Source organism: Tenacibaculum geojense (genome assembly GCF_042676005.1).
GTDB lineage: Bacteria > Bacteroidota > Bacteroidia > Flavobacteriales > Flavobacteriaceae > Polaribacter > Polaribacter geojense.
Genome location: NZ_JBHTJR010000022.1, coordinates 94935 through 119063, shown reverse-complemented (window position 1 = coordinate 119063; position 24129 = coordinate 94935). Strand labels below are relative to the sequence as shown.

The 24129-nt window shown below is 29.5% G+C and carries 24 protein-coding genes; 22 read left to right on the top strand and 2 right to left on the bottom strand.

What is annotated here, in order from left to right; all coding sequences use genetic code 11:
* Positions 1–32: 32 nt before the first annotated feature.
* The 5 genes from ACFQ1U_RS04355 (at position 33) to ACFQ1U_RS04335 (ending at position 4573) form a co-directional block, all read left to right on the top strand.
* The gene (locus ACFQ1U_RS04355; RefSeq protein ID WP_386105714.1) at positions 33–440 is read left to right on the top strand and encodes a MerC domain-containing protein; all 408 of its coding nucleotides are present in this window, start codon (positions 33–35) and stop codon (positions 438–440) included.
* Positions 427–1083 carry a GTP cyclohydrolase I FolE gene (folE, locus tag ACFQ1U_RS04350; RefSeq protein ID WP_386105712.1) on the top strand — a complete coding sequence of 219 codons (657 nt, stop codon included), beginning with the start codon at positions 427–429 and terminating at the stop codon, positions 1081–1083. The genes ACFQ1U_RS04355 and folE overlap by 14 nt, the downstream gene beginning before the upstream one ends.
* Positions 1084–1217: 134 nt before the next feature.
* On the top strand, positions 1218–2384 hold the full coding sequence (locus ACFQ1U_RS04345) for a hypothetical protein (protein WP_386105710.1): 1167 nt from the start codon (positions 1218–1220) through the stop codon (positions 2382–2384).
* A 124-nt stretch (positions 2385–2508) separates the two neighbouring features.
* Entirely contained in the window at positions 2509–3828 is a 1320-nt protein-coding gene (locus ACFQ1U_RS04340; RefSeq protein WP_386105708.1) for a hypothetical protein, read from the top strand.
* Positions 3829–3841: 13 nt separating this feature from the next.
* Positions 3842–4573, top strand: coding sequence for an NAD-dependent epimerase/dehydratase family protein (locus ACFQ1U_RS04335; protein WP_386105706.1), 732 nt, complete (start codon positions 3842–3844; stop codon positions 4571–4573).
* Between the two features lie 9 nt (positions 4574–4582).
* Here ACFQ1U_RS04335 and ACFQ1U_RS04330 read toward each other — a convergent pair whose 3' ends face one another.
* A complete protein-coding gene (locus tag ACFQ1U_RS04330) occupies positions 4583–5419 on the bottom strand; it encodes an alpha/beta fold hydrolase (protein WP_386105704.1) in 837 nt (278 codons plus the stop codon).
* Between the two features lie 88 nt (positions 5420–5507).
* Here ACFQ1U_RS04330 and ACFQ1U_RS04325 point away from each other — a divergent pair, with 88 nt between their 5' ends.
* The 6 genes from ACFQ1U_RS04325 to ACFQ1U_RS04300 all read left to right on the top strand — a co-directional run bounded on the left by ACFQ1U_RS04325 (position 5508) and on the right by ACFQ1U_RS04300 (position 9936).
* Positions 5508–5942 carry a winged helix-turn-helix transcriptional regulator gene (locus ACFQ1U_RS04325; protein ID WP_386105702.1) on the top strand — a complete coding sequence of 145 codons (435 nt, stop codon included), beginning with the start codon at positions 5508–5510 and terminating at the stop codon, positions 5940–5942.
* A complete protein-coding gene (locus tag ACFQ1U_RS04320; RefSeq protein ID WP_386105700.1) occupies positions 5929–6516 on the top strand; it encodes a Crp/Fnr family transcriptional regulator in 588 nt (195 codons plus the stop codon). The genes ACFQ1U_RS04325 and ACFQ1U_RS04320 overlap by 14 nt, the downstream gene beginning before the upstream one ends.
* 64 nt (positions 6517–6580) lie before the next feature.
* Entirely contained in the window at positions 6581–7525 is a 945-nt protein-coding gene (locus tag ACFQ1U_RS04315; protein WP_386105698.1) for a ketopantoate reductase family protein, read from the top strand.
* Positions 7526–7599: 74 nt separating this feature from the next.
* Positions 7600–8682, top strand: a complete 1083-nt coding sequence (locus ACFQ1U_RS04310; protein WP_386105696.1) for a sensor histidine kinase — start codon at positions 7600–7602, stop codon at positions 8680–8682.
* Positions 8683–8776: 94 nt separating this feature from the next.
* On the top strand, positions 8777–9286 hold the full coding sequence (locus tag ACFQ1U_RS04305; RefSeq protein WP_386105694.1) for a hypothetical protein: 510 nt from the start codon (positions 8777–8779) through the stop codon (positions 9284–9286).
* A gap of 29 nt (positions 9287–9315) precedes the next feature.
* Entirely contained in the window at positions 9316–9936 is a 621-nt protein-coding gene (locus ACFQ1U_RS04300) for a hypothetical protein (protein ID WP_386105692.1), read from the top strand.
* Between the two features lie 68 nt (positions 9937–10004).
* Here the strand turns inward: ACFQ1U_RS04300 and ACFQ1U_RS04295 are convergent, their stop codons facing one another.
* A complete protein-coding gene (locus ACFQ1U_RS04295; RefSeq protein ID WP_386105690.1) occupies positions 10005–12272 on the bottom strand; it encodes a fibronectin type III domain-containing protein in 2268 nt (755 codons plus the stop codon).
* Between the two features lie 170 nt (positions 12273–12442).
* On the opposite strand from ACFQ1U_RS04295, the gene ACFQ1U_RS04290 reads away from it, so the two are divergent.
* The 11 genes from ACFQ1U_RS04290 to ACFQ1U_RS04240 all read left to right on the top strand — a co-directional run bounded on the left by ACFQ1U_RS04290 (position 12443) and on the right by ACFQ1U_RS04240 (position 24126).
* Entirely contained in the window at positions 12443–13303 is an 861-nt protein-coding gene (locus tag ACFQ1U_RS04290) for a DoxX-like family protein (RefSeq protein WP_386105688.1), read from the top strand.
* A gap of 240 nt (positions 13304–13543) precedes the next feature.
* Entirely contained in the window at positions 13544–15184 is a 1641-nt protein-coding gene (locus ACFQ1U_RS04285) for a DUF1800 domain-containing protein (protein WP_386105687.1), read from the top strand.
* Positions 15185–15186: 2 nt separating this feature from the next.
* Positions 15187–16818, top strand: coding sequence for a DUF1501 domain-containing protein (locus tag ACFQ1U_RS04280; protein WP_386105685.1), 1632 nt, complete (start codon positions 15187–15189; stop codon positions 16816–16818).
* 13 nt (positions 16819–16831) lie between these two features.
* Complete coding sequence (locus ACFQ1U_RS04275) at positions 16832–17602, top strand: DUF5050 domain-containing protein (RefSeq protein WP_386105683.1); 771 nt, start codon at positions 16832–16834, stop codon at positions 17600–17602.
* 32 nt (positions 17603–17634) lie between these two features.
* A complete protein-coding gene (locus ACFQ1U_RS04270; protein ID WP_386105680.1) occupies positions 17635–18102 on the top strand; it encodes a DinB family protein in 468 nt (155 codons plus the stop codon).
* A 91-nt stretch (positions 18103–18193) separates the two neighbouring features.
* Entirely contained in the window at positions 18194–18538 is a 345-nt protein-coding gene (locus ACFQ1U_RS04265; protein ID WP_386105678.1) for a 5-carboxymethyl-2-hydroxymuconate Delta-isomerase, read from the top strand.
* An 86-nt stretch (positions 18539–18624) separates the two neighbouring features.
* Positions 18625–19086 carry a GNAT family N-acetyltransferase gene (locus tag ACFQ1U_RS04260; RefSeq protein WP_386105675.1) on the top strand — a complete coding sequence of 154 codons (462 nt, stop codon included), beginning with the start codon at positions 18625–18627 and terminating at the stop codon, positions 19084–19086.
* Positions 19087–19220: 134 nt separating this feature from the next.
* Positions 19221–19757: a sigma-70 family RNA polymerase sigma factor gene (locus tag ACFQ1U_RS04255; RefSeq protein ID WP_386105672.1), complete on the top strand. Its 537-nt coding sequence runs from the start codon at positions 19221–19223 to the stop codon at positions 19755–19757.
* 57 nt (positions 19758–19814) lie between these two features.
* Positions 19815–20723 carry a PhzF family phenazine biosynthesis protein gene (locus tag ACFQ1U_RS04250; RefSeq protein WP_386105669.1) on the top strand — a complete coding sequence of 303 codons (909 nt, stop codon included), beginning with the start codon at positions 19815–19817 and terminating at the stop codon, positions 20721–20723.
* A gap of 431 nt (positions 20724–21154) precedes the next feature.
* The gene (locus ACFQ1U_RS04245) at positions 21155–23704 is read left to right on the top strand and encodes an HWE histidine kinase domain-containing protein (RefSeq protein ID WP_386105666.1); all 2550 of its coding nucleotides are present in this window, start codon (positions 21155–21157) and stop codon (positions 23702–23704) included.
* A complete protein-coding gene (locus ACFQ1U_RS04240) occupies positions 23701–24126 on the top strand; it encodes a response regulator (RefSeq protein ID WP_386105663.1) in 426 nt (141 codons plus the stop codon). Before ACFQ1U_RS04245 ends, ACFQ1U_RS04240 begins: the two co-directional genes overlap by 4 nt.
* Positions 24127–24129: the final 3 nt, after the last annotated feature.

Below are 24129 nucleotides of genomic sequence, written 5' to 3'. Positions count from 1 at the left end.
TTTGCAACTAAGTTGCTATAATATTTAATTACATGAAACTAACATTACACAAACCTGATACATTTGGAGCTTTAGCTAGCTTTTTATGTTTTTTACATTGTGTATTTACACCTATACTTTTTATAACACATGCTAGTTTGTGTTGTAGTACCAACACACCAAATTGGTGGAAAACTATTGATTATGCATTCTTAGCAATTTCATTTATTGCTATATACTATGCTACTGCTAAAAGTAGCAATTCAGCCATAAAAAAGTTACTATGGTTTAGTTGGAGCTTATTACTACTTACTATAGTTAATGAAAAATACAATTGGGTAGCTGTAAATGAATATGTAAACTACATTCCTGCTTTACTTTTGGTAGGACTTCATGTATATAATAGTCGTTATTGTCAATGTCAAACAAATAAATGTTGTTCTAGTCATGAATGCGCATAATAAAGATAATATTGGTGATAACCATATAGGTACAAGTGTAGATACACCAATAATTGCTGGTGCATTTGACAAATCTGACGATGAAAAGATCCAAAATATCGAACATTATTTTACTAAAATAATGGAAGAACTGGGCTTAGATTTAAATGATGATAGTTTGTCTGGAACTCCTTACAGAGTAGCTAAAATGTATGTAAAAGAATTGTTTTATGGTTTAAATCCTAAAAACAAGCCAAAGCTATCTGTATTTGAAAATAAATATGGATATAAAAAAATGTTAGTTGAGCAGTTTATAACATTAGACTCATCTTGCGAGCATCATTTTTTACCTATTACGGGCCATGCTCACATAGGCTATATACCAACTGATAAGGTTATAGGGTTGTCTAAAATAAACCGATTAGTAGATTATTATGCTCACAGACCGCAAGTTCAAGAGCGTTTAGCACTTCAAATTTTAAAAGATTTACAAAACGTACTGGATACTGAAGATGTAATTGTTATGATTACTGCCAAACATTTATGTGTATCCTCTAGAGGAATTAAAGATAAAGATAGCTTCACTACAACTATTGAGTATGGAGGAAGCTTTGAAAACCATAAACAACGAGAAGAATTTATATCTGTAATTAAAAACAAGTAAACTACACTATATCTTATAGTATCGTTGAATATTTGATTGTTAGTAGAAGGGTCGCATTGTTAGTAGTGTGGCCCTTTTTTGCATATTAATTGTAACATTAAAAGCATTGTATCGTCTTGATACTAAAAAAACTTATGAAATTACTATTTACTATAATTGCTTGTGTTGGAATAATTACAAATACTTTTTCACAAAATGAATTAGTTTCATTAATAAACAATAATACTACTACATTTAATTATCATCAAAATAAATTTAAAGGTGATGGATGGAATAATATACTATCGGCTATAAGAGAACATGATAATGTATTAATTGGTGAAGACCATTTTTTTGAAGAAATTCCTCTTTTTATTTCTCAAATAAGTAATGAAGTGCATTTTGATAATTTTTTCTGTGAAATAGATGCTTATACTGCTTCGATAATTCAACAACAACTTCTTAATAAAGATGTAAAAAAAGTAACAAATTTTATATCCAACTATAATACGAGTTTTTCGTTTTATGCATTGAAAAAAGAATTTGATTTATTACAAAAATTTGTATCAACCAAGACCAATATAATTGGTTTAGATCAAGTTACCTTAACTGCTGATCGACTAATTGCTTTTGATTTATTACAAAAAACCACTCATAATAAAACTCAAGAAATTTACAAAGAGATTATTACTAACTCAAAAAAGCATTTTGACCTTTTTATCACTGGAAAAGGAAGTCCCTATTTCTTTACTAACGACTTTATAAAAAAACTACAACAACTTGATTCTTTACAGATATCAGATTATGAAAAAAAAGCTATTGATAATATTTTATTATCACATAAAATATATACAACTCAAAGTCATCAGTTGAGAATTCAACATATGAAACATAACATTTTAAATCATATCCAAAAAATATCAAAGCAAAAAAACCTTTTCAAGTATGGTGCTATTCATATGAATAAATCTGAAAGCTTATTGGGTGGATTTGATATTGGAAATTTTATAGCTAATATATCTGAAGCGAATTATAAAAAGTCTTTACACCTTATGATTATAGGAAAAGATGGCATACAAGGTGTTCCTTTTAAAGGTATGAAAACCCAAAAGCTTAATACAACAAACGGAGAACTACAATATTTATCTCCTTTTTTTAACAGTGTAACATCAGATGAATGGCATGTATTCAAGTTAAATGAAATTAAAAAAAGTATAAAAAAGAATAACATTCAGGTAGGTAAAAAACTAGAAAAAACAATAAATGGTTTCGATTATTTAATTGTAATCCCGAATGTTAATCCTGCTAAATTTTTAAATTAAAACGGGCATTTTCAGTAATTAAAAAAGGCTAAATCTTAATTAAGATTTAGCCTTTTTTAATATCAACTAATAATATTAGCCTTATATTTATATCTAAAAATCAAACCTATACAAATTAACTGCTATGGAAATTAAAGAATATGAATTAACACCAATCCCTAGAAAAATTAAAGCTAAAAGTAAAAATGATGAAATTTATGTTGCTGTTAAAATAGGAAATGGACAAATTGGTGGTAACATAATAACTGTTAATAACACTCCCCTAGCAAAAGGCAATATTACTGAACCTACTTATATAGGAGGATTAAACGAACTTAATGATAAATTAATTATAGTTGAAACGAATGTTTTAGATGTTAATGGATTTACTAATAGATGTGTTATAACCACCTCTTTTTTTAACCAAAATAATGAAGAATTATTTTCTAAAATAGACAGAGGTGATGCTCCTGAGAATGGAGTAGCAAGTTTTACCGGTAAATATTTGTTCAAATTTTTAATGTGTTTAGTTTTTACACTATCAATCACAACTAAAAACTTTGCACAAACAAATACTTTAGAGTTTTCAAACCTTGAAACACCTACTGCCCCTGGATTAATTTTATTTGATGAAACTCCAGCCTCGATAGAAAAACCTACAACTCCACAAGGCTTAGGATTAAATTTATTAGGCTTAGGCCAAAATGGTGGCGCATTAGAGTTTGCCCCTTTTTGGTTAAAAGATCATCCTAATTTATCAGCGGAAGATATGTACACAAATAAAAGTCCAATTTTTTCACATTTAGGAGTTTCATTAGCTACAGTATCCTCAGATACTTTAACTTTTATTTCAAGTGGAATTAGAACTCGTATTTTTCAATCATATGGAAAAAACAAAAAAAAGTTAAGTACCATAAAGGCTAACTTAGAAAATGCACTTTCGTCAGACCTCTCAAATCCAGAAACTATAGAAACCATAGAAACATTAAGAAAACAATATGTAGATTTAATTGAAAAACCTTTATTTAATATTGATATAGCTGCAGCAATAGGAGCTAGTGCAACTAATAATTCATACAGCAATCTTTCTTTAAATAGATGGGCCATTTGGACTTCTTTTAATTTTAGGCCAAAGGGTGATGATTTCTATTTTACTGCAGTAACTAGATATATTAATAGTGATAATTTTGAAGGAGCTGAAAAATCGGTTGATATTGTTGATTTAGGCTCTCGATTTAATTATGATATTTCAAAATTTACAGTATCTCTGGAATATATTCAAAGATTTAATACCACTTTTAACCGTAATGATAATTTTAGGATTGCTACAATTGGAAGCTATAAATTATCCGACAATGTATTCATAACCGCAACCTTTGGTAAAAACTTCAATGAGGTAAATAATATTATTGCTTTAGCTGGTGTAAACTTTGGCTTTTCTAAAAAGAAAGTACGTGCATTTTAATTACTAATCTACTATGAAAAATATACTAATTACTGGTGGGTTTGGTAAAATTGCTCAACATTTTATTAAAAACAACCATCAAAAATATCAAATAACTGCTGCAGATATATCAACACAAAACAATTTTTATGATGAAAATGTAATTGTAAAAAATGCCGATTTAAATAATTATAATTCTTGTCTAGAACTTTGTAAAAACATAGATACTATAATTCATTTGGCAGGTATTGTAGATCCAATTTCTGAATCTGAAGACGTTTTATACACCAATATTAAAACTACTCAAAATATATTTAAAGCTGCTGTTGCTACTAACTGTAAAAAAATAATTTTTGCGAGTAGTGCACAAACTATAGAGAGCTATGCTACTGACCTACAAATACGAAATAACATGATGGTTAAACCTAAAAACATTTATGGAGTATCTAAATGTTTTGGGGAAGCTTTGGCTGCATATCATGCATATAACAATGGAATAACTGCTATTTGCTTACGTATTGGTGCCTATGAATTTCCTGAAGACTTTACTGAAATGAACGCACGAGATTTAAGCGCTTATTTACACCCCGATGATTGCAATCAACTTTTAAATAAATGCATTAATACTGATGGTTTACAATATGAGATATTTAACGCCATTTCTAACAACCTATATAAACGCTTGGATCTATCAGAAACCATCAGTAAACTTGGATATAATCCAAAAGCAGATGCATTCACTCTTTTTAAGTTATTAAAAGAATAACTAAGTAATTTAATTATTCATTAAAAAAACTTTTATGTAATTAGTACTCAAAACAGGATATTGAAAATGAACAGCATGTCCAGAATCTGGTAAAATAATATGCTGAATTGTTTTTGCTTTATTTAAAAGTGGAAACCAATTTTCTGTAGCATATGAAATATCATTATCTCCAGAAATTACTAAAATTGGTGTTTTGGTTGTTATCAACTTACTTCTGTAATTTTTAACATCTTCTGTTACAGCTGGTGCTGCTGCAAAGTATCTTTGAAACTGTTCTTGAGTATTAGGTATTTTGGAAACATCTAATTGCTCCTGAATTCTTTGATAAGATATCAAAGCTGCTTTTTTACTTTGTTTTGATGTAGGCTTATAAAACAAAACCAATTCATCATCAAAGTCATTATAAGGCTTTAAAGCTCGCTCAAAAAATTCAGCTTGAATTGGAATTTCATTTTTACCTACCGGATTACTTCCAATAATTACTGTTTTCAAAACGTTTTCATTGTACATATGCATAAAATACTGAGCAACCCAACCTCCATATGACCATCCTAGTAAATGAAATTGATTTAACTGTAACGCATCAGTTAAAGCTTTAATTTGATGAACTATTATTGAAAGATCTTCTGATAATACACCCTCTGAATACCCTATTCCTACATAGTCAAATGTAATTACTGTATTTGTTTGAGATAATAGGTTTATAAATAATGGATCCCACGTATCTAAGGTACCGCGAAATCTATTTGCTAATACAATAGGAGTTCCATTTCCTTGTTTTCGATACCCAATTTTGTAACCATTAACTAAAACATAATTCGTTAAATCTTTTTTACTTTTTTCCATAATATAAATTTTAAATTGTAATTTCACTTGCAAAACACAAGTGTAAATATATAAATTCACTTGCATTTTACAAGTAAAAAACAAAACAATGAATACTAATAAAAAAAGATCTACATGCCCTGTAAGTTCTTCATTAGATATTTGGGGAGATAAATGGTCACTCCTAATCATTAGAGACTTAATGTTTAGTGGAGAATGTACTTATGGTGATTTTTTGAAATCGGAAGAAAAAATTTCAACCAATATTTTAGCGGCTAGACTAAAACATTTGGAACAACATGATATTATAAAAAAATTAGAGCATCCAAAAAGTAAATCTAAAGTGTTATACAGACTTACTAATAAAGGAATTTCTTTAGTTCCAGTTATTGTTGAAATTAATATATGGTGGCACTCGTTTAACGAAGACGTTTCTGAAAAGTCAGAATTAATATTAAAAAAGGTAGCTAATGATAAACTAGCCTTTATTGAAAACACCATGAATAAACTCGAACAACTTAATAATAATAATGAACAAAAATAAATCTGAGCTAAACAACTATTTTCATTCTTTATTTCCTATTGACGAAAATGTTGTTTTAGAAATTACGAAAACATTTGAGCCTTTTGACTTAGCTAAAAACGCTGTTCTTTTAAGTGAAAATAGCATCAGTACTCAAACATATTTTTTGGAAAAAGGCTTCATGCGTTCATACATTTTAAATGAAGATAATGAGGAGGTTACAACTAATATTTATGCGGCTCCTTGTTTTGTAAATGATTTCTTGTCGTTTTTTAAAAAACAACCCACAACAGAAATATACGAAACCTTAACAGCGTGTAGTTTTTGGCAAACTAGTTTAGAAAACGTTCAGAAGAATTTTCATAATATTCCAGAGTTTAGAGAGTTTAGTAGATTACTATTTGTTATAAACTACTATAAATTAAATGATAGATTGATTGAAACGGTTAGTAAAAAAGCGGAAACTAGATACATCAACTTACTTAAAAAACAACCTCATATTTTTCAACATGTACCGTTAAAAATAATAGCTTCTTACTTAGGAATTACCGACAGTACTTTGAGCAGAATTAGAAAAGATATTGCCAATTTATAATTTCTTGACATTTATCAAGTAGAAGAAATACTAAAACCCCTCATTTTTGTATTAAAAACTAAATATGACTACTAAGAATATAGCAATAATTGGCTTAGGCGGCGTTGGAGGTTACTTTGGATTTAAAATTAACCAAGCCAATCAGCAATTAAATATGAACAATCATATTACTTTTGTGGCTCGTAATGAAACTTTTAAACAAGTTTCTAAAAACGGTTTAACACTTCTATCTCCTGAACACTCTGAAAACACAACACATCCTAATGAAATTGTTTTTGAAATTAGTGAATTAAAAAATCCTGATTTAGTTCTTATTTGTGTAAAAGAATATGATTTAGAAAATGTTTGTCAACAACTGGCTAACGTAATTACACCTAACACCATTTTACTACCAATGATGAACGGTGCAGATATTTATGATAGAATTAGAACTAAAATCCCTTTAAATACCATTTTACCTTCTTGCGTATATGTTGCTTCTCATATTAAACAGAAAGGAATAATTGAACATAAAGGAAATTCTGGCAAACTGTTATTTGGTAAAGACTCTAAAAATCCATCAACAGATATTAATTGGATAATTGATCTTTTTAAATTAAGTAAAATCAATTTTGAATGTAAAGAAAATGCTGATGTTGCCATTTGGACAAAATTCATTTTTATTGCAAGCTTTGGAATGATTACGGCAAAATACAATTCATCAATCGGAGCTGTTTGCACTGACAAATCACAAAAAGAGGAAGCTAAAGAGATAATGATGGAAATTCAAAATATTGCATTCAAAAAAGGTATTGAATTACCACAAAATATTATTGAACTTACTTTTAAAAAAGCTGCCACTTTTCCTCCATCCACACCTACCTCTTTACAGATAGATTTAAACTCAAACAAAAGTAATAGTGAATTAGAGCTATTTGCAGGTGCCATCATTAACTATGGCAAACAAACTAAAACATCAACTCCTAATACACAAAAACAATATCAGTACTTAAAAAGCAAACTTAACTAAAAGCAATAAAAACAACATTAACAAGTGTTTAGCTAAATTCTTTTTCTATATTTATATGTAAAATAGGATTTGCAATGGAAAACCTAAAAAAACTAGAACTCTTTACAAAAGCTTTTGAAGATTTACCAATTGGCGTTGGAATTTTTCACGTACCCGATTTAGAAGATATCAGAAGTATTGAATATGTATTTATGAATAAAATCATATTACATGAAATGCAAAAAAGTAAAGAAGAAGTTTTTGGTAAAAGAATCATAGAGGTTGCTCCCGAAGCTTATCAACATGAAGGCGGTCTATTAGTTATTAAAACCTATCAAAGAATAGCAAAAGAAGGCGGAAATGTTAACTTAGGTTTGGTTGAATATTCCAATCATTTAACTGAAGGAACTTATGAATGCTCAATACATCATTTAATAGACAATTATGTGTATATAATGCTAAGGAATGTTACCGACCTTGAACAGGCTAAAAATGAACTTGAGTTAAAAAATAAAGAGTTAAAACAATTCGCGTACGTTGCTTCACACGATTTAAAACAACCATTAGTTACCATTTCAAACTTTGTTAATGTACTCCAAAAAAAGTACGAAAACACATTCGATGATAATGCTACACAAATGTTCAGTTTTATAACGGATGCTACTGAACGTATGAATCAATTAATAAATGATTTACTAGACTATGGGAGTTTAGGACAAAAAGAAAAAATGACATTTATAGATTGTAATGAAATTTTAAAAGAAGTTCAACAAGATTTATCGGTAGCAATTAAGCAATCTAACAGCACTATAATTATTGATCAATTACCCACCATTAAAGGTTATAAAACTTCTATACGTTTACTTTTTCAAAACTTAATTAGTAACGCAATTAAATTTAAAAAACCTGATACACATCCTATTGTTAAAATTAGCGCTAGCGAAGATATCTATTGGACATTTAGTATTGAAGATAACGGAATTGGTATTGCAGAAGAGAATACTCAGAAAATATTTAATGTTTTTAAAAGGTTACATAATAGAAGCGAATATAAAGGTACTGGGATTGGTTTAGCGCATTGTAAAAAAATTATTGATTTGCATAAGGGTAAAATTTGGGTAACCTCTACAGTTGGTAAAGGAAGTACTTTTGTTTTCACCATACCAAAAAATAAATAAAGAAACTCATCTAAAACAATAAATTAACCTACTACTATAAACAAGTTGAAACTATATTTATATATTTAAAAACTTTATATAAAAACGCAATAAAATGTATCAAAAAATTGATGAAGAACTCAGGCAGTATAAACTTTTTAAAATTCAAGAAACTGAAAATAAACTAAAAAAATATAACAAGGTTTATAATGAAATTAAACAAAATAATATACTTAAACTTTCAAAAAACGCCTCTTCTAATATAATAGTATTACTAAGTTATGGAGTTGCTCTTTTTACTTTAATTCTTGCTATTTGTTTTCTTTTTCCAGACGCTATTATGGAAGCATTAGAAATAGAATTTTATAATGAATATGAAAGAAAAGAAGCTTACATGGTATTTAAAATCTTAGCTATTACATTATTTTTTACATGTCTCATTTTTTCAATTGTTGGTATATTATTAAGAAAAAACAACAAAAAAAGAAATCATATATTTAACCTTTCTGTATTGTTAGAAGACGTAATGGCTTTCATGGAAAAATCGTCTTACGAAGACAAAAGAAAGTACGAATATTTTGTGGACAGCATTGCTGAAAGAGAAAAAGTAGCTAATCAAAATTAAAAACATACTATTCGAAAAAAAATTACCTTATGAAAAATTGGATTATTGATGAAAATGAGAATTCACAAACCTATTTAATTGCATCAGAGAAAGCTTTTAGGATTTCCGAACAACCTAAAAACACAGATATTCAACAACTTATTCAGAACAACAACCTAAGTAATGTTAAAAGTATTCCGTACAAAGAACTTAAAGAAATTGTATTAATCGATACTACTAATACCCTACAACTTAATTACAAGGACGCTAAAAAAAACGATAAAGAATTTATATTAACTGAAAGTATTTACACTGAAATTCGATCTTATTTAAAAAATAATTTAAAAGGTGTTCAGCTAAAAAACTATTCTGTTTTAAAACAAGTAACATCGCAATTACTAATTTTATTTATTGCATCAGTTTTATCTGTAGTAACTTATATTACAGCAACTAATATAGAAGCTGGAAAAACTATTAATTTTTCTGGTAGAAGAGCTTGGTTGAAAAAACTAATTGCAACTATCGCCGAAATGTTAGGTAGCACCGGATCATTAATTGTTGGTACTTTATTGGTAGGAGGAATTAGCTATTTAGTTATTAAAAAAATACAAAACCCTTTAAAAGGTGAAGTTTTAAAGATTAGTAAATCACCTCAACTAAGTATTCATTAAAATTACTTATAAAAAATCATAAAAAAACCGTCCGAATTATCAGACGGTTTTTATTTTAATTATGTTTATTATTGTTTTACTAAGCGTTGCTTTAAAACTAATTTATCTTTTTGTTTTAACGTAACTATGTAAATACCAGACGCAATGGTAGGATTAAATAACTTTGCTTCTCCAGTATTGGATACAAAATAAGAAGTGTACACCTCTTTTCCGTTAGTATCTAAAATTTGTAATTGTAAAAACTTTCCATAATACTCAGCTCCTACTTTTACTTTTAAATTTTCAACAAACGGATTAGGAAACATTACAGAACTGTTTGCCTTTGTATTTGGTGGATAGTTAATTTTTGAACTTTTAGCTGATGAACTTCCACAAGTACCTATAAAATCCCAATTATCTACTGTTTTTTCAAATAAATTACCATTATACACTACTCTATCTCCTGCATAATATGTAACACCACTTTGCCAATTTGCTTCACCGTCACATATATCATCAGAAGTACCTCCACCATTTGTTGTATAATTAACAATTAAACGAGGTGCTTTACTTGCTCCACCTTCATAAGAATCTGCTACCCTTTTTGCAGATGTACTACTTGCACTTGTACCTCTTCCTGTAATAATAAAAGCAGCGCTATTTCCTGAATTCCATCCAGAAGAATTTACTAAACTTTGCACCATATTTTTTAAACTAGGTGTTCTTTGTGAACTTCCAGATTGCCCACTACTCCATGAACCTGGTTGCCATCTTACTTTTGAAGAAAAGGTAGCTCTACTAGATACGTTATTACTGTTAGAAAATGCAGAAGCATTTGCACTGTTTTGTAAACTAATTTCTAAATCTGTTGCAGCACTATTACTTTCATCTGCTGTAAATTGAATATAAGCATTAGTAATTGTAGCATTTTTAGGTAAAGTAACATTAGTAAAACGTAAGCCTATGGTTTGAAAACTATTATTATTACTAGAGTCATAAACCAACTCTAAATCACTACTATTTTCATACAATGTTCCGTTTTTATCTTCCTCTACATCGTCGCCTCCCTCAGCAATAGCTATATCAATACTACCACTTCCAGTATCTCCTCCATCTCCATTATCATTACTATTGGTGATGGTAACAACACTTCCGTTAGAAGGATTCCAGATATCTAAGTTAGCAGGAATTTGAAATACGTTATTGTTAGAAACCTCTCCAACAGATGAAGCATTATCTACTTGAATCGTGCGAGTTTCAATTTTATTTTCATCAACAAAAATCCATTTAAACTGATTAAAACTTCCTGAGTTTCGAGTCCAATTTTTATTATCGCTGTTAGAACGAAGAGGAGCACCCCAACATCCTTCTCCTACATAAACAGTTCCGTTAGCATTGTCTCTAACAAAACCCTCATCACTACCTGAACTGTATGACGGACGAACAGGCCAAGTAGTTTTTACAGTGTGAGCATCACATTCTACCACTAACTGAACTTTATTATCATAAAAAGTTTGTGCCCAATTACTGTATTGACTATTTCCTTCAGATTTATAAGAAACATGCGGACGCATTGGTTTATGGTACTGTGCAATTTTCCATGTAGTATTTGCATTGGCACTTAAATCACTACGTAACCAACTCGTTTGATTACCAGAAATTGAAACTTCTGTATTTAACGTGTACGTTCTTATTAAATTATTTCCAAAAGTTATAGCATAATACACGCTTGAAGAAGGTGTGTCAAATAAATTATAAATACTGTAATTACTTCCTTCATGATTACCTCTTGCTGCAATGATAGGAAACATTCTTCCGTCATCAGCAATTGTTAATTGCCAATCATTAAACCAAGTTTGCCATTGGCTATTTGTGTCATCATCAGTCATATCCCCACCAAATAAAACAGCATGTGGTTTTAATTTAGAAACAAGTAAGTTAGCGTTTCTTCTTGGCGTACGATTATTTCTAGAGTCTCCTCCTGCAATAAAAGAAAGCCTGCTTTTGTCGTTCGGTGCTGTTTTAAACCACAAACGTCTGCTAGTTCCTTGGCTATCTCTAATAACAAAATAGTAAGCTGTACTAGGTTGTAAACCTGTTAATCTTACAAAATTGTTATTCATTCCTTTGTAAGATGATGTTCTGCTAGGTGCTGCAGAGTTCGGATAACTGTTATAGTTAGTTCCATAATCAGTAGTACCATAATACACTCTTGTATTAGAACCAGAAACTTGGTTCCATCCAATTACAATAGAAGTTGCAGGATTTCCGCGTAGTGATAAACGGTACTTGTCGGTTGTTGCATTTATGTTCATGCTAAAAATAAGCACAAACATTAATAGTAAGTAGTTTTTCATAATTCGGGGGAATTAGTTAGTTTAAATTTTGATGTAAATGTAAAAATAAAACCTATTAACTTCATAAAAATCAAAATGGTAACTATAAAATAAAGTTCTTAACAATTCGTTCAAGTAAACATAACTTTATATCCTTTTTAATCTAACATTCTTTACAGTTTTTTGCACGTATGAAAACAACTAATCTCCTTAAACTTTCTGTATTTTTAATATTTATTGGTCGTGCATGGCAACACATATTTTGGGATGCTCCGTTTCGTACCTTTTTTTGGAATGAATCTTTACTGAAACCATTTGTAGAAAAATATTTAAACATTTCTTGGACTAACTATGTAACCAGTCCACAAACAGATGCTTTTATACAAACTTGCATTCAAGCTAACGGTATACTTTATGCTATTGCCGCCTTTTGTGCTATCATTATTACCAAGAATAATAAAAAAGCTGTACAAATACCCATTTTTTTAGGAGGACTTGGATTAGTATTCTTATCGGTTTTATTGGCTAAAGAAAAATTTTATCATATAGCTCAGTTTTTTGAGCATAGTATTCAATTTGGATTACCTTTTTTATTGCTATACAGCTTGCATCATAACTTTGAAGTTAAAAAACTAGTACTAACCCTAAAAATACTAATCGCTATTACTTTTATATCTCACGGTTTGTATGCATTTGGTGTATATCCTGTTCCTGGAAAGTTTATAGATATGGTTATTAATATTTTTGGCTGTACAGAAAGTGTTGCTATAAGCTTTTTATACATTGCAGGAATACTTGATTTTTTACTAGCTATTTTAATTTTTGTACCAATCACCGCAAAATATGCATTGATGTATGCGGTTTTATGGGGAATATTAACTGCCATTGCCAGAATTGCAGCTAACTTTTATTGGGAATTTCCGTTGCAATCTTTACATCAACATGTATATGAAGTAGTGTATAGAATTCCCCATGGCTTAACACCATTAATGGTATTAACTGGTATTGTAATCTACTGGAAACAAAATAAGTTAGTTTCTAATGTAACTTAATGATAGTTGTTAAAAATGCAGTGTTTTATTACACATATATACTTATAAACCTAAACTGCTTTATAAATAAAAAAAAACAAAACGATTAAAGTAAGAAATTGCAAAAAACCTATTATTTTCAATTAAAAACTGTTTTTATAAAGGCTACATATTATTCTATGAAAATAATTATTCCAACAGAAAACAATATTTAAAACCATTTTATGTTATATTAAAACTAACTAAACAAAATACTAAACTATGGCATCACTTACCCCCCTCAGTGGTAACCTAGATTTAAGAAAAGCTAAACACTTACTTAGACGTGCTACCTTTAATTACACTAAAAATCAACTAGATGTATTTACAAGCATGTCTGCAACTGAAGCTGTTGATACTTTAACTATTGACGCTCCCTACGCACTTCAAGAACCTTACGACCCTCTTCCTGAAGGAAGTCCAGATGGATTTTGGACCTCCGCAACAACATTGCCTAGAGATTTTGAGGGACAGACTAGAAAACGTGCCCTAGTTGCAGGATGGTGGTGGTACAATGCCATAAATCAAGTTAGCTTAAAACATAAATTATCATTTTTCTTACACACTTGTTTTACCGTTTCAAAAGATGGCGGTTCTGGTGCTGCTACCTATTTTTATGATTATTTACGATTACTAGATTTTTATGCTTTAGGAAATATAAAAACTTTAGCAAAAAAAATCACCTTAGATAGTTCTATGCTGTACTATTTAGATAATCATAGAAATAATAAATACAACCCTAATGAAAATTACGCTAGAGAATATTTAGAGCTTTTTACTATTTTAAGAGGAGAGCAAATTGGTCCTGGAAATTACACTAACTACACAGAAGAAGATATACAAGAGGCCGCAAAAGTATTTTCTGGATTTAAAATAGAAGAAAACAGAAGTATCATTGACCCAGACACAGGAATTCCAATGGGTTATGTGAACTTTGAACAACATAATTCTGATAATAAAACATTTAGTAACGCTTTTAACAATCAAACTATTATTGGTAGAGAAACTACCACCGAAATATTTGAAGAACTAGATGATTTTGTTGAAATGGTTTTTGCTCAACAAGAAACTGCGAAAGCTTACTGTAGAAAATTATATCGTTATTTTGTAAAAAGTAAATGGGATGATGAGGTTGAAGCAGATATTATTACTCCTTTAGCAGACTTGTTAATTGCAAATGATTTTGAAATAGTTCCTGTGGTAAGAACCCTACTTTCTAGCCAACATTTTTACGATGCTGACGATAGTATTGCTACAGATGAAACGATTGGAAGCATCATTAAAAGTCCACTACAATTAGTATCTGAAATATGTTCATTATTTAATGCATCCATTCCAAATTCCAGCAATAATCCTTTAGAATATTATCATATTTTTTTCAAAAGGTTTATACATGATAACTATTTTGTTACATCAGGTATGGATCTTTTCAGTCCTTTTGATGTAGCTGGTTACCATGCATATTTTCAAGAACCCGATTTTGATAGATATTGGTTTTCGTCCAATACAATTATAGGTAGGTATAGTCTTATTGAAAGTTTAATTCAAGGAGTAAACACCATTAGTTCGGGTGAAATTTCCGCAACCATAGACACCGTTTTATTTGTAAGAAATAACATTACAGGCGCTCAAGACCCTAATGTATTAGTCTCTGAAATGGCCAATTTATTGTACCCAGAAGCTATTGATGCTGATAGAGTAAACTATTTTAAACAGTTTTTGGTAGAAGATGGCTTTCCAGATTATTATTGGACTGGTATATGGAATAGATATTTAAATGATAACGACAATTTTACTGTAAAAACACGTATTGATGCTTTAGTTACTGCCATGATTAATGCAGCTGAATTTCAATTAATGTAATTATGAAAAGAAGAAATTTTATAAAACTTTCGGCAACAGCTTCAGCAATTAGTTTAACACCATTCCAACTGCAGGCTGCATTAAAAACATTTATGCCATATGTAGATTGTCCAGATATTTCTAACAGAAAACTAGTACTCGTAAATTTATCTGGAGGAAATGATGGTTTAAACACCATTGTACCGCTAAATCAATATGATATTTACAGTAACCTAAGACCCAAAATAAAAGTTCCGGTTACAGGGAGTAATCAATACATTACATTAGACAGAACACTTGTAAATAATCAACAAATAGGGTTACATCCTGCACTTACAGGTATTAAAAGTTTATACGATAGAGGTTGGGTACGAATCATGCAATCTGTAGGATATCCATCACAAAATAAAAGTCATTTTAGGTCTAATGATTTATATTTAACAGGAAACGATGGAAATAGTGTTTTAAACGGATCTACCACAGGTTGGATGGGACGCTTTATGGAGCGTTATTATTCAAATTTAGTTACGCAAAACTTCCCTATTGCCATTGAAATTGGTGCGGTTAATAGATCGCTAGGTTTCCATTCTCAAGAAGCACATAATTTATCTTTAAACCTTTCGAGGCAAGATCCAAATAACTTTTATTCAATTGTTAATGGATTACTAGGTGAGCCTCCTGCTAATTATCCAGATTCAGACTACGGAGACCAATTACGATTTTTAACAGGAATCGACTCGTCTACAGACACGTATTCAGAGGCTATTTCTGCTGCCTTTGGAAGAGGTACCAATGCTACAACTTATCCAGATAATGACTTATCTAATCAATTAAAAACGGTAGCTCGATTAATTAGTGGCGATTTAAAAACCAAAATATACATGGTGCATATTCATGGTTTTGACACACATGATTCACAAGTACAAGGAGGTGGAGAAGTTATTGGCTCGCATTATAGTTTACTTTCAGAATTATCTGGTGCCATAGAAGCTTTTATGAATGATTTAAACAGCCAAAGTTTAGCAGACGATGTAGTTGGACTTACCTTTTCTGAGTTTGGTAGAAAAGCAGCAGAAAATGGAAATTTAGGGACAGACCATGGTGAAATTGCTCCTATGTTTATTTTTGGTAAACCTGTAAAAGGAGGTGTATCAGGAACCAATCCTGATTTGTCAGAAGCTACAAGCGCTAATAATTTTCAACTTACAACGGTTCAGTATGACTATAGGCAAACATTTGCAACGCTACTCCAAAACTTTTTAGGTGCAAGTGATGCAATTATCGATGAAACCTTTTTCAATCATACCTTAAACGACAGTTTTGTTAATTTAAAAGTAGGTGATATTTTAAAATCTGAGTTTGATATTTCACTAGGTTGTATTCCGAATCAAGATGATAAATTTCAAGAAAATAAAAAATGGTTACTATATCCAAATCCTTTTAAAAATACCATTAATTTATCGAGTATTGAATATCTAGAATCTGTTTCATATAAAATTTATGATAGCTCTGGAGCCTTTTTAATGAGCAGAACAGACCATTTAGTTAACGGTAAAGCAACTATTGATTTATTTAACCTAAGTAGTGGTGTATATTTCTTTGAAATTATGCTATCTAATGGTAGTAATGAAGTTCATAAAGCCATTAAAATATAATTGATTAATGATTATGAAAGCAATAAAAGTACTAGTAAAGTCAATCATTCTTATATTTTTAATATCCTCATGTAATGATCCGTATCTTCAATTTCCAAGTAATAGTCAAGTAGTAAATGATACTATTGATAAAAAATTATGGTTATTAAAACATAGAAGGTATCAAGAACCAGGAATATACCTATACAACGAAACTAATGGTTTATTAGAAAGGGAACTTGAGCTCCCGGAAAACCTTGAATCTCCACATGCAATGGCATACGATGGTGAGTTTTTATGGGTTGGTGGTATTGGTGAAGAAGAATCAATATACCAAATCGATCCGCAAACAGGTGCAATAATTTCTGAAATCCCAAACATTCGAACAGAAGGTATCGCGGTTGATAATGATTATATATATTATTCGGTCTATGAAACTAATATTATTAACAAGATTGAAAAAAACGGAACTTTTGTTGAAGAAATAGTAACACAAAATGCCTCACTTAGCATCCCTGATATAGCTATTCATGGTAATTATTTATACTATTTACGATATACAGTAACAAACCCTGTAGTAAAACTAAATTTATCTAATAAAAATGAAAGTGTTATTCCACTGGCTGGAAGTGTAGATACCTATTGTTTAACTACTTTTAATAATGAGCTAGTGGGAGTAACTTTAGTTAATGGTATTAGCCGATTTGAACAAAACTCTGGAAACTTAATTTCTTCTAACTTTACAGGTATTGAAGGATGGATAACCGCAATTGCACCGTATTATGAAACAATAGAATCGGAGTAATAAGTAAACTCTCAATAGTAAACCCTAATTAAATGACACAATCAGAACTTATTGTCGTAAATTTTAAAGAGATTAGGAGAAGAAGTATTAAACTTTGGGAGGGTTTACCTAAAGAATACTACCATTGGAAGCCCGATAATAAAGCAATGAGTGCTTCTGAAATGATAAGACATGTTTTAGAGGCAGATTATGGTTGGAATTTTATTATCAATAAAAAAGATGTATCAAACTTAAACTCTCCTTGGAAAAATAAACCTTTTATAAATTTAAAAGAAGAACTTGAGTTTGCTAAACCTTTCAGAGAAGCATTTCTAAAAACTGTTCTTAAGTTTTCTGATTCAGACTTAAAAAAAACCGAAATTATACACCCAGGAAATGGAGATAAGAAAAACCTTGCAAAATATTTATATCGTATTGGGTATCATGAATCTGTGCATACAGGACAGTTTTTAGCCTATTTAAGAACTATGAATGTAGATAGACCTTTGATTTGGGATTAAAAAATTATAATCCTTACTTAATAAGTAACTGGTTCCCTCTCCTACTACCGTAATATTTATTAAATTTACTAAACAATACAACTAAAAAAACATGCCACATTTTGTTATTGACTGTTCAAAAAATATTATTCAGTTAAAATCACCAGAAGAAATTATTCAAAAAGTACATGATACAGTTGAAGCTACCGAGCTTTTTGAAAAAGGAGATATTAAAGTGAGAATAAATCCTTTTGAATATTATACCATTGGTAATACTAAAAACGATTTTATTCACATATTTGGAAATATCATGGAAGGTAGAACCGCAACTCAAAAAAAGAACTTATCAGAAAGAATTATTACTGAATTAAAATTGATGTTTCCTCAAGTTCCTATTATTTCTATAAATATTAGAGATTTTGAAAAAGCAACCTACTGTAATAAATCAATGATTTAATAGTAAGTTATACACTCAGTAAACTTTATGATGTTTAACATCAAAAAACATAGATTACACTAAACCGTTAGTTAATAAAAATTGTAGTGAAAAATATAGAGAACCACAGAAATGATTTTACCATTTCTACAGATAAAAATAAGTTAGATATTAAACGTATTCATCAGTTTTTAGCTAATGAAACCGACTGGGCTTACGGAATACCCATTGAAACTTTAAAAACATCTATAGAGAACTCGTTAAACTTTGGTCTTTATCATCAAAATAAACAAATTGGCTTTGCCAGAGTAATATCGGATTACGCGACCATCGCATATTTAGGCGATGTATATGTTTTGGATGAATACCGAGGAAAAGGATTAAGCAAATGGTTAATTGAAGAAATAATGGAACACCCTAACCTTCAAGGTTTAAGACGTTGGATTTTATTAACCAATACTGCTGAATGGCTTTATAAAAAGTTTGGCTTTACTGAAGTAGCAAACCCAGAGTTTTATATGGAAAAACATAATCCAAGTGTGTACAAAGGAGTTCATAACAATAATTGAATTTATACTATTTATTTCTTTAAATTTATTGGATAGTTTAAAACAAAATTTATTTTAAAACAGATAAAAAAAATGGTTTTGAGCAACTCAATTATTAAAAAATGTGATAACTAAATATATTTAAATTTAACTAAATGCAGAATAAAGTTGAAACCATATGGATTGATTTAAATGAAGAATTGTATTACTTTATTTTTGCTAAGGTTAAAGATGAAAATTTGGCGCATGATATTTTACAAGATGTTTTTTTAAAAATACAATTAAACCTTGATCAACTCAAACAAACGTCAAAATTAACTTCTTGGGTCTATCAAATTACAAGAAATACCATTGTAGATCATTACAGGAGCCAAAAAAAGGTTTTAAGGCTATCTAAAAACAACAATTTAGCAGAAAATGATGTTGATGATTTTGAATATGCTAAACTCACCAATTGTATAAATGATAAAATTAAAGGGCTTACCAAAGAGTATCAAGAAGCTATTGTATTAACGTATTTAAAAATGCTATCACAGAAACAATACGCTGAACGAATACAACTTCCTTATTCTAGTGCAAAATCAAGAGTACAAAAGGCAAGAAATATTCTCAAGAAAAACATTCTCGATTGTCCAAATGTAGAATCAGATACTACTGGAACTGTAATCGATTTTCATAAAAAAATCAATTAAACTTCGTCTTTTTTTAAACTTTTTCGTCCATCTGCTAAACAATCTAAATTATTTACAATGGATAAAACAAAATCAATAAAAGTGAAAATCATTAATGCTTTTGCAGCAAATGATTTAGGTGGTAATCCTGCAGGAGTTGTACTTGATGCAGACCATCTTTCAAACGTAAACAAACTTGAAATTGCAAAAAAAGTAGGACTTTCAGAAACTGCATTTGTATCGAAATCTAAAACTGCCGATTTTAAGTTAGACTTTTTTACTCCGAAAAAACAAATTGCTCATTGCGGACATGCTACCGTGGCAACATTCTCATATTTAAAACAAATAGGTAAGCTTACTAAAAATGAATCCTCTAAAGAAACTATTGATGGTAACCGACTAATCAAACTTTCTGGAGAATTAGCGTTTATGGAACAGTCTGCACCTAAATACACAACAGTAAAAAATCATGAAAAACAAATTTTAAAATCGTTGGGAATTACTAATAAGCAACTAATAAAAAACGCTCCTATTCGATTGGTTAACACCGGGAATTCATTTATCATAATTCCTGTAAAATCAAGTAAAATACTAGCCTCAATACAACCAAACCATAAACTCATAAATAAAATTAGTGAAGATTTAGATTTAATTGGCTTCTATATATTTACTAACCAAATAGAAAATGAAAGTCTAGACGCTACCACAAGAATGTTTGCTCCTCGTTATGGTATTTTAGAAGAATCTGCAACTGGAATGGCTGCAGGGCCATTAGCTTGTTACCTATATGATATACTAAACAAAAAGAAAAATAAATTTAAAATTCAACAAGGAAAGTATATGAAAAAACCATCTAATAGTTTAATTATAGTAGATTTACATTTAAAAAATAGTAAAATAAAAAGCCTTATGGCTGGTGGAAAAGGTATACTTAAAGGTCAAAAAACACTTGAAATCACTTTATTTAACCCTGTAGATAACTTATAAACAAAAATTATAAAAAATTACACAAACTATTTATTTTGTTTTACAACTAACCCTTTTCTGAAATTACTTTTTGAGAAATCTTTTCCCAACTTTTAAAATTATTATATGCTTCTACGTAATGTATTTAATAACAAATAACCTACATTTTAACACAAAAACTCTATAACTATTAAAAAACACAATGTAGAAGCCTGTAATAGTATAAAATTAAAGATCTTACAACAAAAAAAATATTAATAATTAATTAAACCTAAATAAAATTTTTTTGTTTAATTATTATTAAAAAAACAATCACACAAAACAATCAAAACGCTGATTTACAATTAAATAAATATTGTTTTTTACTTATATATTCTATAAATTAGTTAACTTACTTATCAATTAAACTACTTTATTAAATTCTTTAATAGTGGTTTGTCTAACTAATGATTATGAATAATGAAACTTCCAAATTAAATTTAGAAAAACAAGCAATTGATAATTGTGAAAAACAAGTAATTAATGATGTTGGATATATACAGCCTTTTGGCTATTTGTTTGGTATTACACCAAATAATTTTGTAATTACACATGTATCTGACAACTGTTCTGAATGGTGTAATTCTCCTGTTGAAGCTATTTTAGGTAAAAAATTAAATTCTTTTTTTTCTGAAGAATTTATTCATCAATGTAATAATACTCTAGCACACAGCACCATAAAAATTCAAAGAGAATATGTAGGAAGAATTGAAGCTAACAATTTAAAGTGTGATGCTTTTGTACATATCAAAAATAATCGGTTAATTTTAGAACTACAAAAAACCAATTCTAACCAAGAAACTGGAATAAAATCTTTAGACTATGTACAACATGTGTTGTATAGAATATCGTCTCATCAAAAAATACAATCATTACTAGAACATGTTGTTGAAGAACTTAGAGCTATATCTGGTTTTGACAGGGTTAAGGCCTATAAGTTTTTATCTGACGGTGCTGGTGAAGTTATTGCAGAATCTAAAAGCCCTTTGATAGAATCTTATTTAGGTTTGCGTTTTCCTGCATTTGATATTCCACAAGCGGCGAGAAAATTATATACTCAAACCCCAATTAGAATTATACCTGCCGTAGCAGCAGATCAAATAAAAATTCACACTTTAGATGATAATCAAAAACCTTTAGATCTTTCTTTAGCCATATTTAGAGGTGTTGTTCCTGTTCATGCTATGTATTTAAGTAACATGAATATTAAAGGTTCTCTAAGTATACCAATTGTTATTAATGGGAAAATGTGGGGGCTATTTGCCTTTCATCATCTTAAAGAAAAAATGCTTGATTCTGAAATCTTGACAACTCTAGAAATTCTAGGACGATCTATTTCATTGATGTTAGGTGCTATTTTACAAAAACAACAATTAGCAATCACCCAAGAATCATCAAGAATTGTTTCAAGTCTATTTATATCAGATGATAGTGTATTAGGGTTTAAATCTTATTGGGAATCTGTTGGTCCAGAATTAGCTACTTTATTAGAATGTGATGGTGTAGCATTGCTTGGTAACAACTCATACGATACTTATGGTACATGCTTGGGAAAAAATAGTGCAATAAAGTTAGCAACCTACATTAATAACGATTTTACAATAAATAAAGATACTACAACTCCCATAGCTATTAATTCTATAGCTTCTAATTATCCAGATTTACAAATTGATGAAATTGCAGGAGTTTTTGCGATTCCTGTACCTGTAAAATCATATCAATACGTTTTTTATTTTAGAAAACAAATAGAAAAGCAAGTACAATGGGCAGGAAACCCTACTAAAAAAATTGAAAAAACTGAAGATGGATTTCGACTTAACCCACGAGCTTCATTTAGTGAATATGTCTCATCTAAACATCAACAGTCTGATCCTTTTGATGATTTTGATTTTAGTATTGGTGTTGCGCTTGGAGAAGCTTTAACTAAAATCATGTCATCCATAAACATTCAGAATGAACATCGAGAACGGCTTGGACTGGTAATAAGAGAACTTAACCATAGAGTAAGAAACACCCTAGCATTGGTTAGTTCTATTGTATCACAATCTCAATACAAAGCTCATTCGATAGAATCATATATAATAACATTAAAGCAAAGAATATTAGCTTTATCTGAAACTCAAAAACTTCTTACCGAGCAAAATTGGAAACCAATAAATATCCGTACTTTTTTTGATCGTTCATTAGTTTCCTATCGTGAATATATTGGTTCAAGAATATTATTAAAAGGAAAAGAATATGCATTACCTGCTAATTTAGCATCCTTATTCTCATTAATTATTCATGAACTTGCCTCAAATTCGTCAAAATATGGTGCTTTATCAAACTCTAATGGTTTTATAAAAATTGAATGGAAATTTAAAAATGAAAATTTATCTATTCACTGGAAAGAAACTGATGGCCCTATTGTTAAAAAACCTTCTCGATTTGGTTTCGGCTATACTTTAATTACAGAAGCATTACCCTATGAGTTTAAGGGAACCTCTGACATTAAATTTTTACCAAAAGGCATTGAAGCCTTCTTTAAAATTCCTATAGCAACTTCAGAAATTTTATTAAACAAAAATAATACAAACAATGATGACTCTTTAAATACTGGATTACAAAACTTTAAGGCATTAATATTAGAAGATGATTACATTATAGCAAAAGAAACCACTGCGCTATTAAAGCAATTAGGAGCTAAAGAAGTGGATACTATTCCCGCAATTGAAACTGCAATTAACTGTATAAATACTAAATGGTATGATATTGCCATTTTAGATGCTAATATTAGAGGGGAATTTAGTGGAAAAGTAGCTGATTTACTCCATCAAAAAAAAATCCCTTTTGTTTTTGCCACTGGTTATGGAAGCAAGGACCAAAACCTTAAAAGTTATCATAGTATAGCTATTTTAACAAAACCTGTTAGTAAAGCTAAACTAGCTAACGCAATAAAAAATATTAATCAAAATATAACATGAAAAAAAAGAGTTCTATTTTAATATATGAAGATGATATTGACTTAACCTTACAGTGGCGAAAAGCACTTGAAGAAAAAGGCTTTTATGTTGACATTACATCGGATTTTAAAGAAGCAATGAATTTATGCTTATTTTGTGAATATGACTTAATTATATGTGACATATTTATTAAAAATGAAGATGGTAATTACAACGGAATTGGTGGGATTACTTTTTTAAATTTTTTAAAAAAAAGAGATGTTAAAAGGTTAAACTGGGTAAAAAATGCTCCTATAATAATTGTATCTGGCTCATTATCTGCAAAAAAAAATAATGGTTCTTATTACACTAATAAATTTGATATTAATGAAACTCTAATTAAACCCTTTACAACAAGTTATTTACTAGAAAAAGTAAATTATTATATAAATAAAACAAACTAAATT

Coding starts and splice junctions, on each gene's coding strand:
- ACFQ1U_RS04355 (WP_386105714.1), top strand. CDS start 33: ATGAAACTAACATTACACAAACCTGATACATTTGGAGCTTTAGCTAGC.
- folE (WP_386105712.1), top strand. CDS start 427: ATGAATGCGCATAATAAAGATAATATTGGTGATAACCATATAGGTACA.
- ACFQ1U_RS04345 (WP_386105710.1), top strand. CDS start 1,218: ATGAAATTACTATTTACTATAATTGCTTGTGTTGGAATAATTACAAAT.
- ACFQ1U_RS04340 (WP_386105708.1), top strand. CDS start 2,509: ATGGAAATTAAAGAATATGAATTAACACCAATCCCTAGAAAAATTAAA.
- ACFQ1U_RS04335 (WP_386105706.1), top strand. CDS start 3,842: ATGAAAAATATACTAATTACTGGTGGGTTTGGTAAAATTGCTCAACAT.
- ACFQ1U_RS04330 (WP_386105704.1), bottom strand. CDS start 5,419: ATGGAAAAAAGTAAAAAAGATTTAACGAATTATGTTTTAGTTAATGGT.
- ACFQ1U_RS04325 (WP_386105702.1), top strand. CDS start 5,508: ATGAATACTAATAAAAAAAGATCTACATGCCCTGTAAGTTCTTCATTA.
- ACFQ1U_RS04320 (WP_386105700.1), top strand. CDS start 5,929: ATGAACAAAAATAAATCTGAGCTAAACAACTATTTTCATTCTTTATTT.
- ACFQ1U_RS04315 (WP_386105698.1), top strand. CDS start 6,581: ATGACTACTAAGAATATAGCAATAATTGGCTTAGGCGGCGTTGGAGGT.
- ACFQ1U_RS04310 (WP_386105696.1), top strand. CDS start 7,600: ATGGAAAACCTAAAAAAACTAGAACTCTTTACAAAAGCTTTTGAAGAT.
- ACFQ1U_RS04305 (WP_386105694.1), top strand. CDS start 8,777: ATGTATCAAAAAATTGATGAAGAACTCAGGCAGTATAAACTTTTTAAA.
- ACFQ1U_RS04300 (WP_386105692.1), top strand. CDS start 9,316: ATGAAAAATTGGATTATTGATGAAAATGAGAATTCACAAACCTATTTA.
- ACFQ1U_RS04295 (WP_386105690.1), bottom strand. CDS start 12,272: ATGAAAAACTACTTACTATTAATGTTTGTGCTTATTTTTAGCATGAAC.
- ACFQ1U_RS04290 (WP_386105688.1), top strand. CDS start 12,443: ATGAAAACAACTAATCTCCTTAAACTTTCTGTATTTTTAATATTTATT.
- ACFQ1U_RS04285 (WP_386105687.1), top strand. CDS start 13,544: ATGGCATCACTTACCCCCCTCAGTGGTAACCTAGATTTAAGAAAAGCT.
- ACFQ1U_RS04280 (WP_386105685.1), top strand. CDS start 15,187: ATGAAAAGAAGAAATTTTATAAAACTTTCGGCAACAGCTTCAGCAATT.
- ACFQ1U_RS04275 (WP_386105683.1), top strand. CDS start 16,832: ATGAAAGCAATAAAAGTACTAGTAAAGTCAATCATTCTTATATTTTTA.
- ACFQ1U_RS04270 (WP_386105680.1), top strand. CDS start 17,635: ATGACACAATCAGAACTTATTGTCGTAAATTTTAAAGAGATTAGGAGA.
- ACFQ1U_RS04265 (WP_386105678.1), top strand. CDS start 18,194: ATGCCACATTTTGTTATTGACTGTTCAAAAAATATTATTCAGTTAAAA.
- ACFQ1U_RS04255 (WP_386105672.1), top strand. CDS start 19,221: ATGCAGAATAAAGTTGAAACCATATGGATTGATTTAAATGAAGAATTG.
- ACFQ1U_RS04250 (WP_386105669.1), top strand. CDS start 19,815: ATGGATAAAACAAAATCAATAAAAGTGAAAATCATTAATGCTTTTGCA.
- ACFQ1U_RS04245 (WP_386105666.1), top strand. CDS start 21,155: ATGAATAATGAAACTTCCAAATTAAATTTAGAAAAACAAGCAATTGAT.
- ACFQ1U_RS04240 (WP_386105663.1), top strand. CDS start 23,701: ATGAAAAAAAAGAGTTCTATTTTAATATATGAAGATGATATTGACTTA.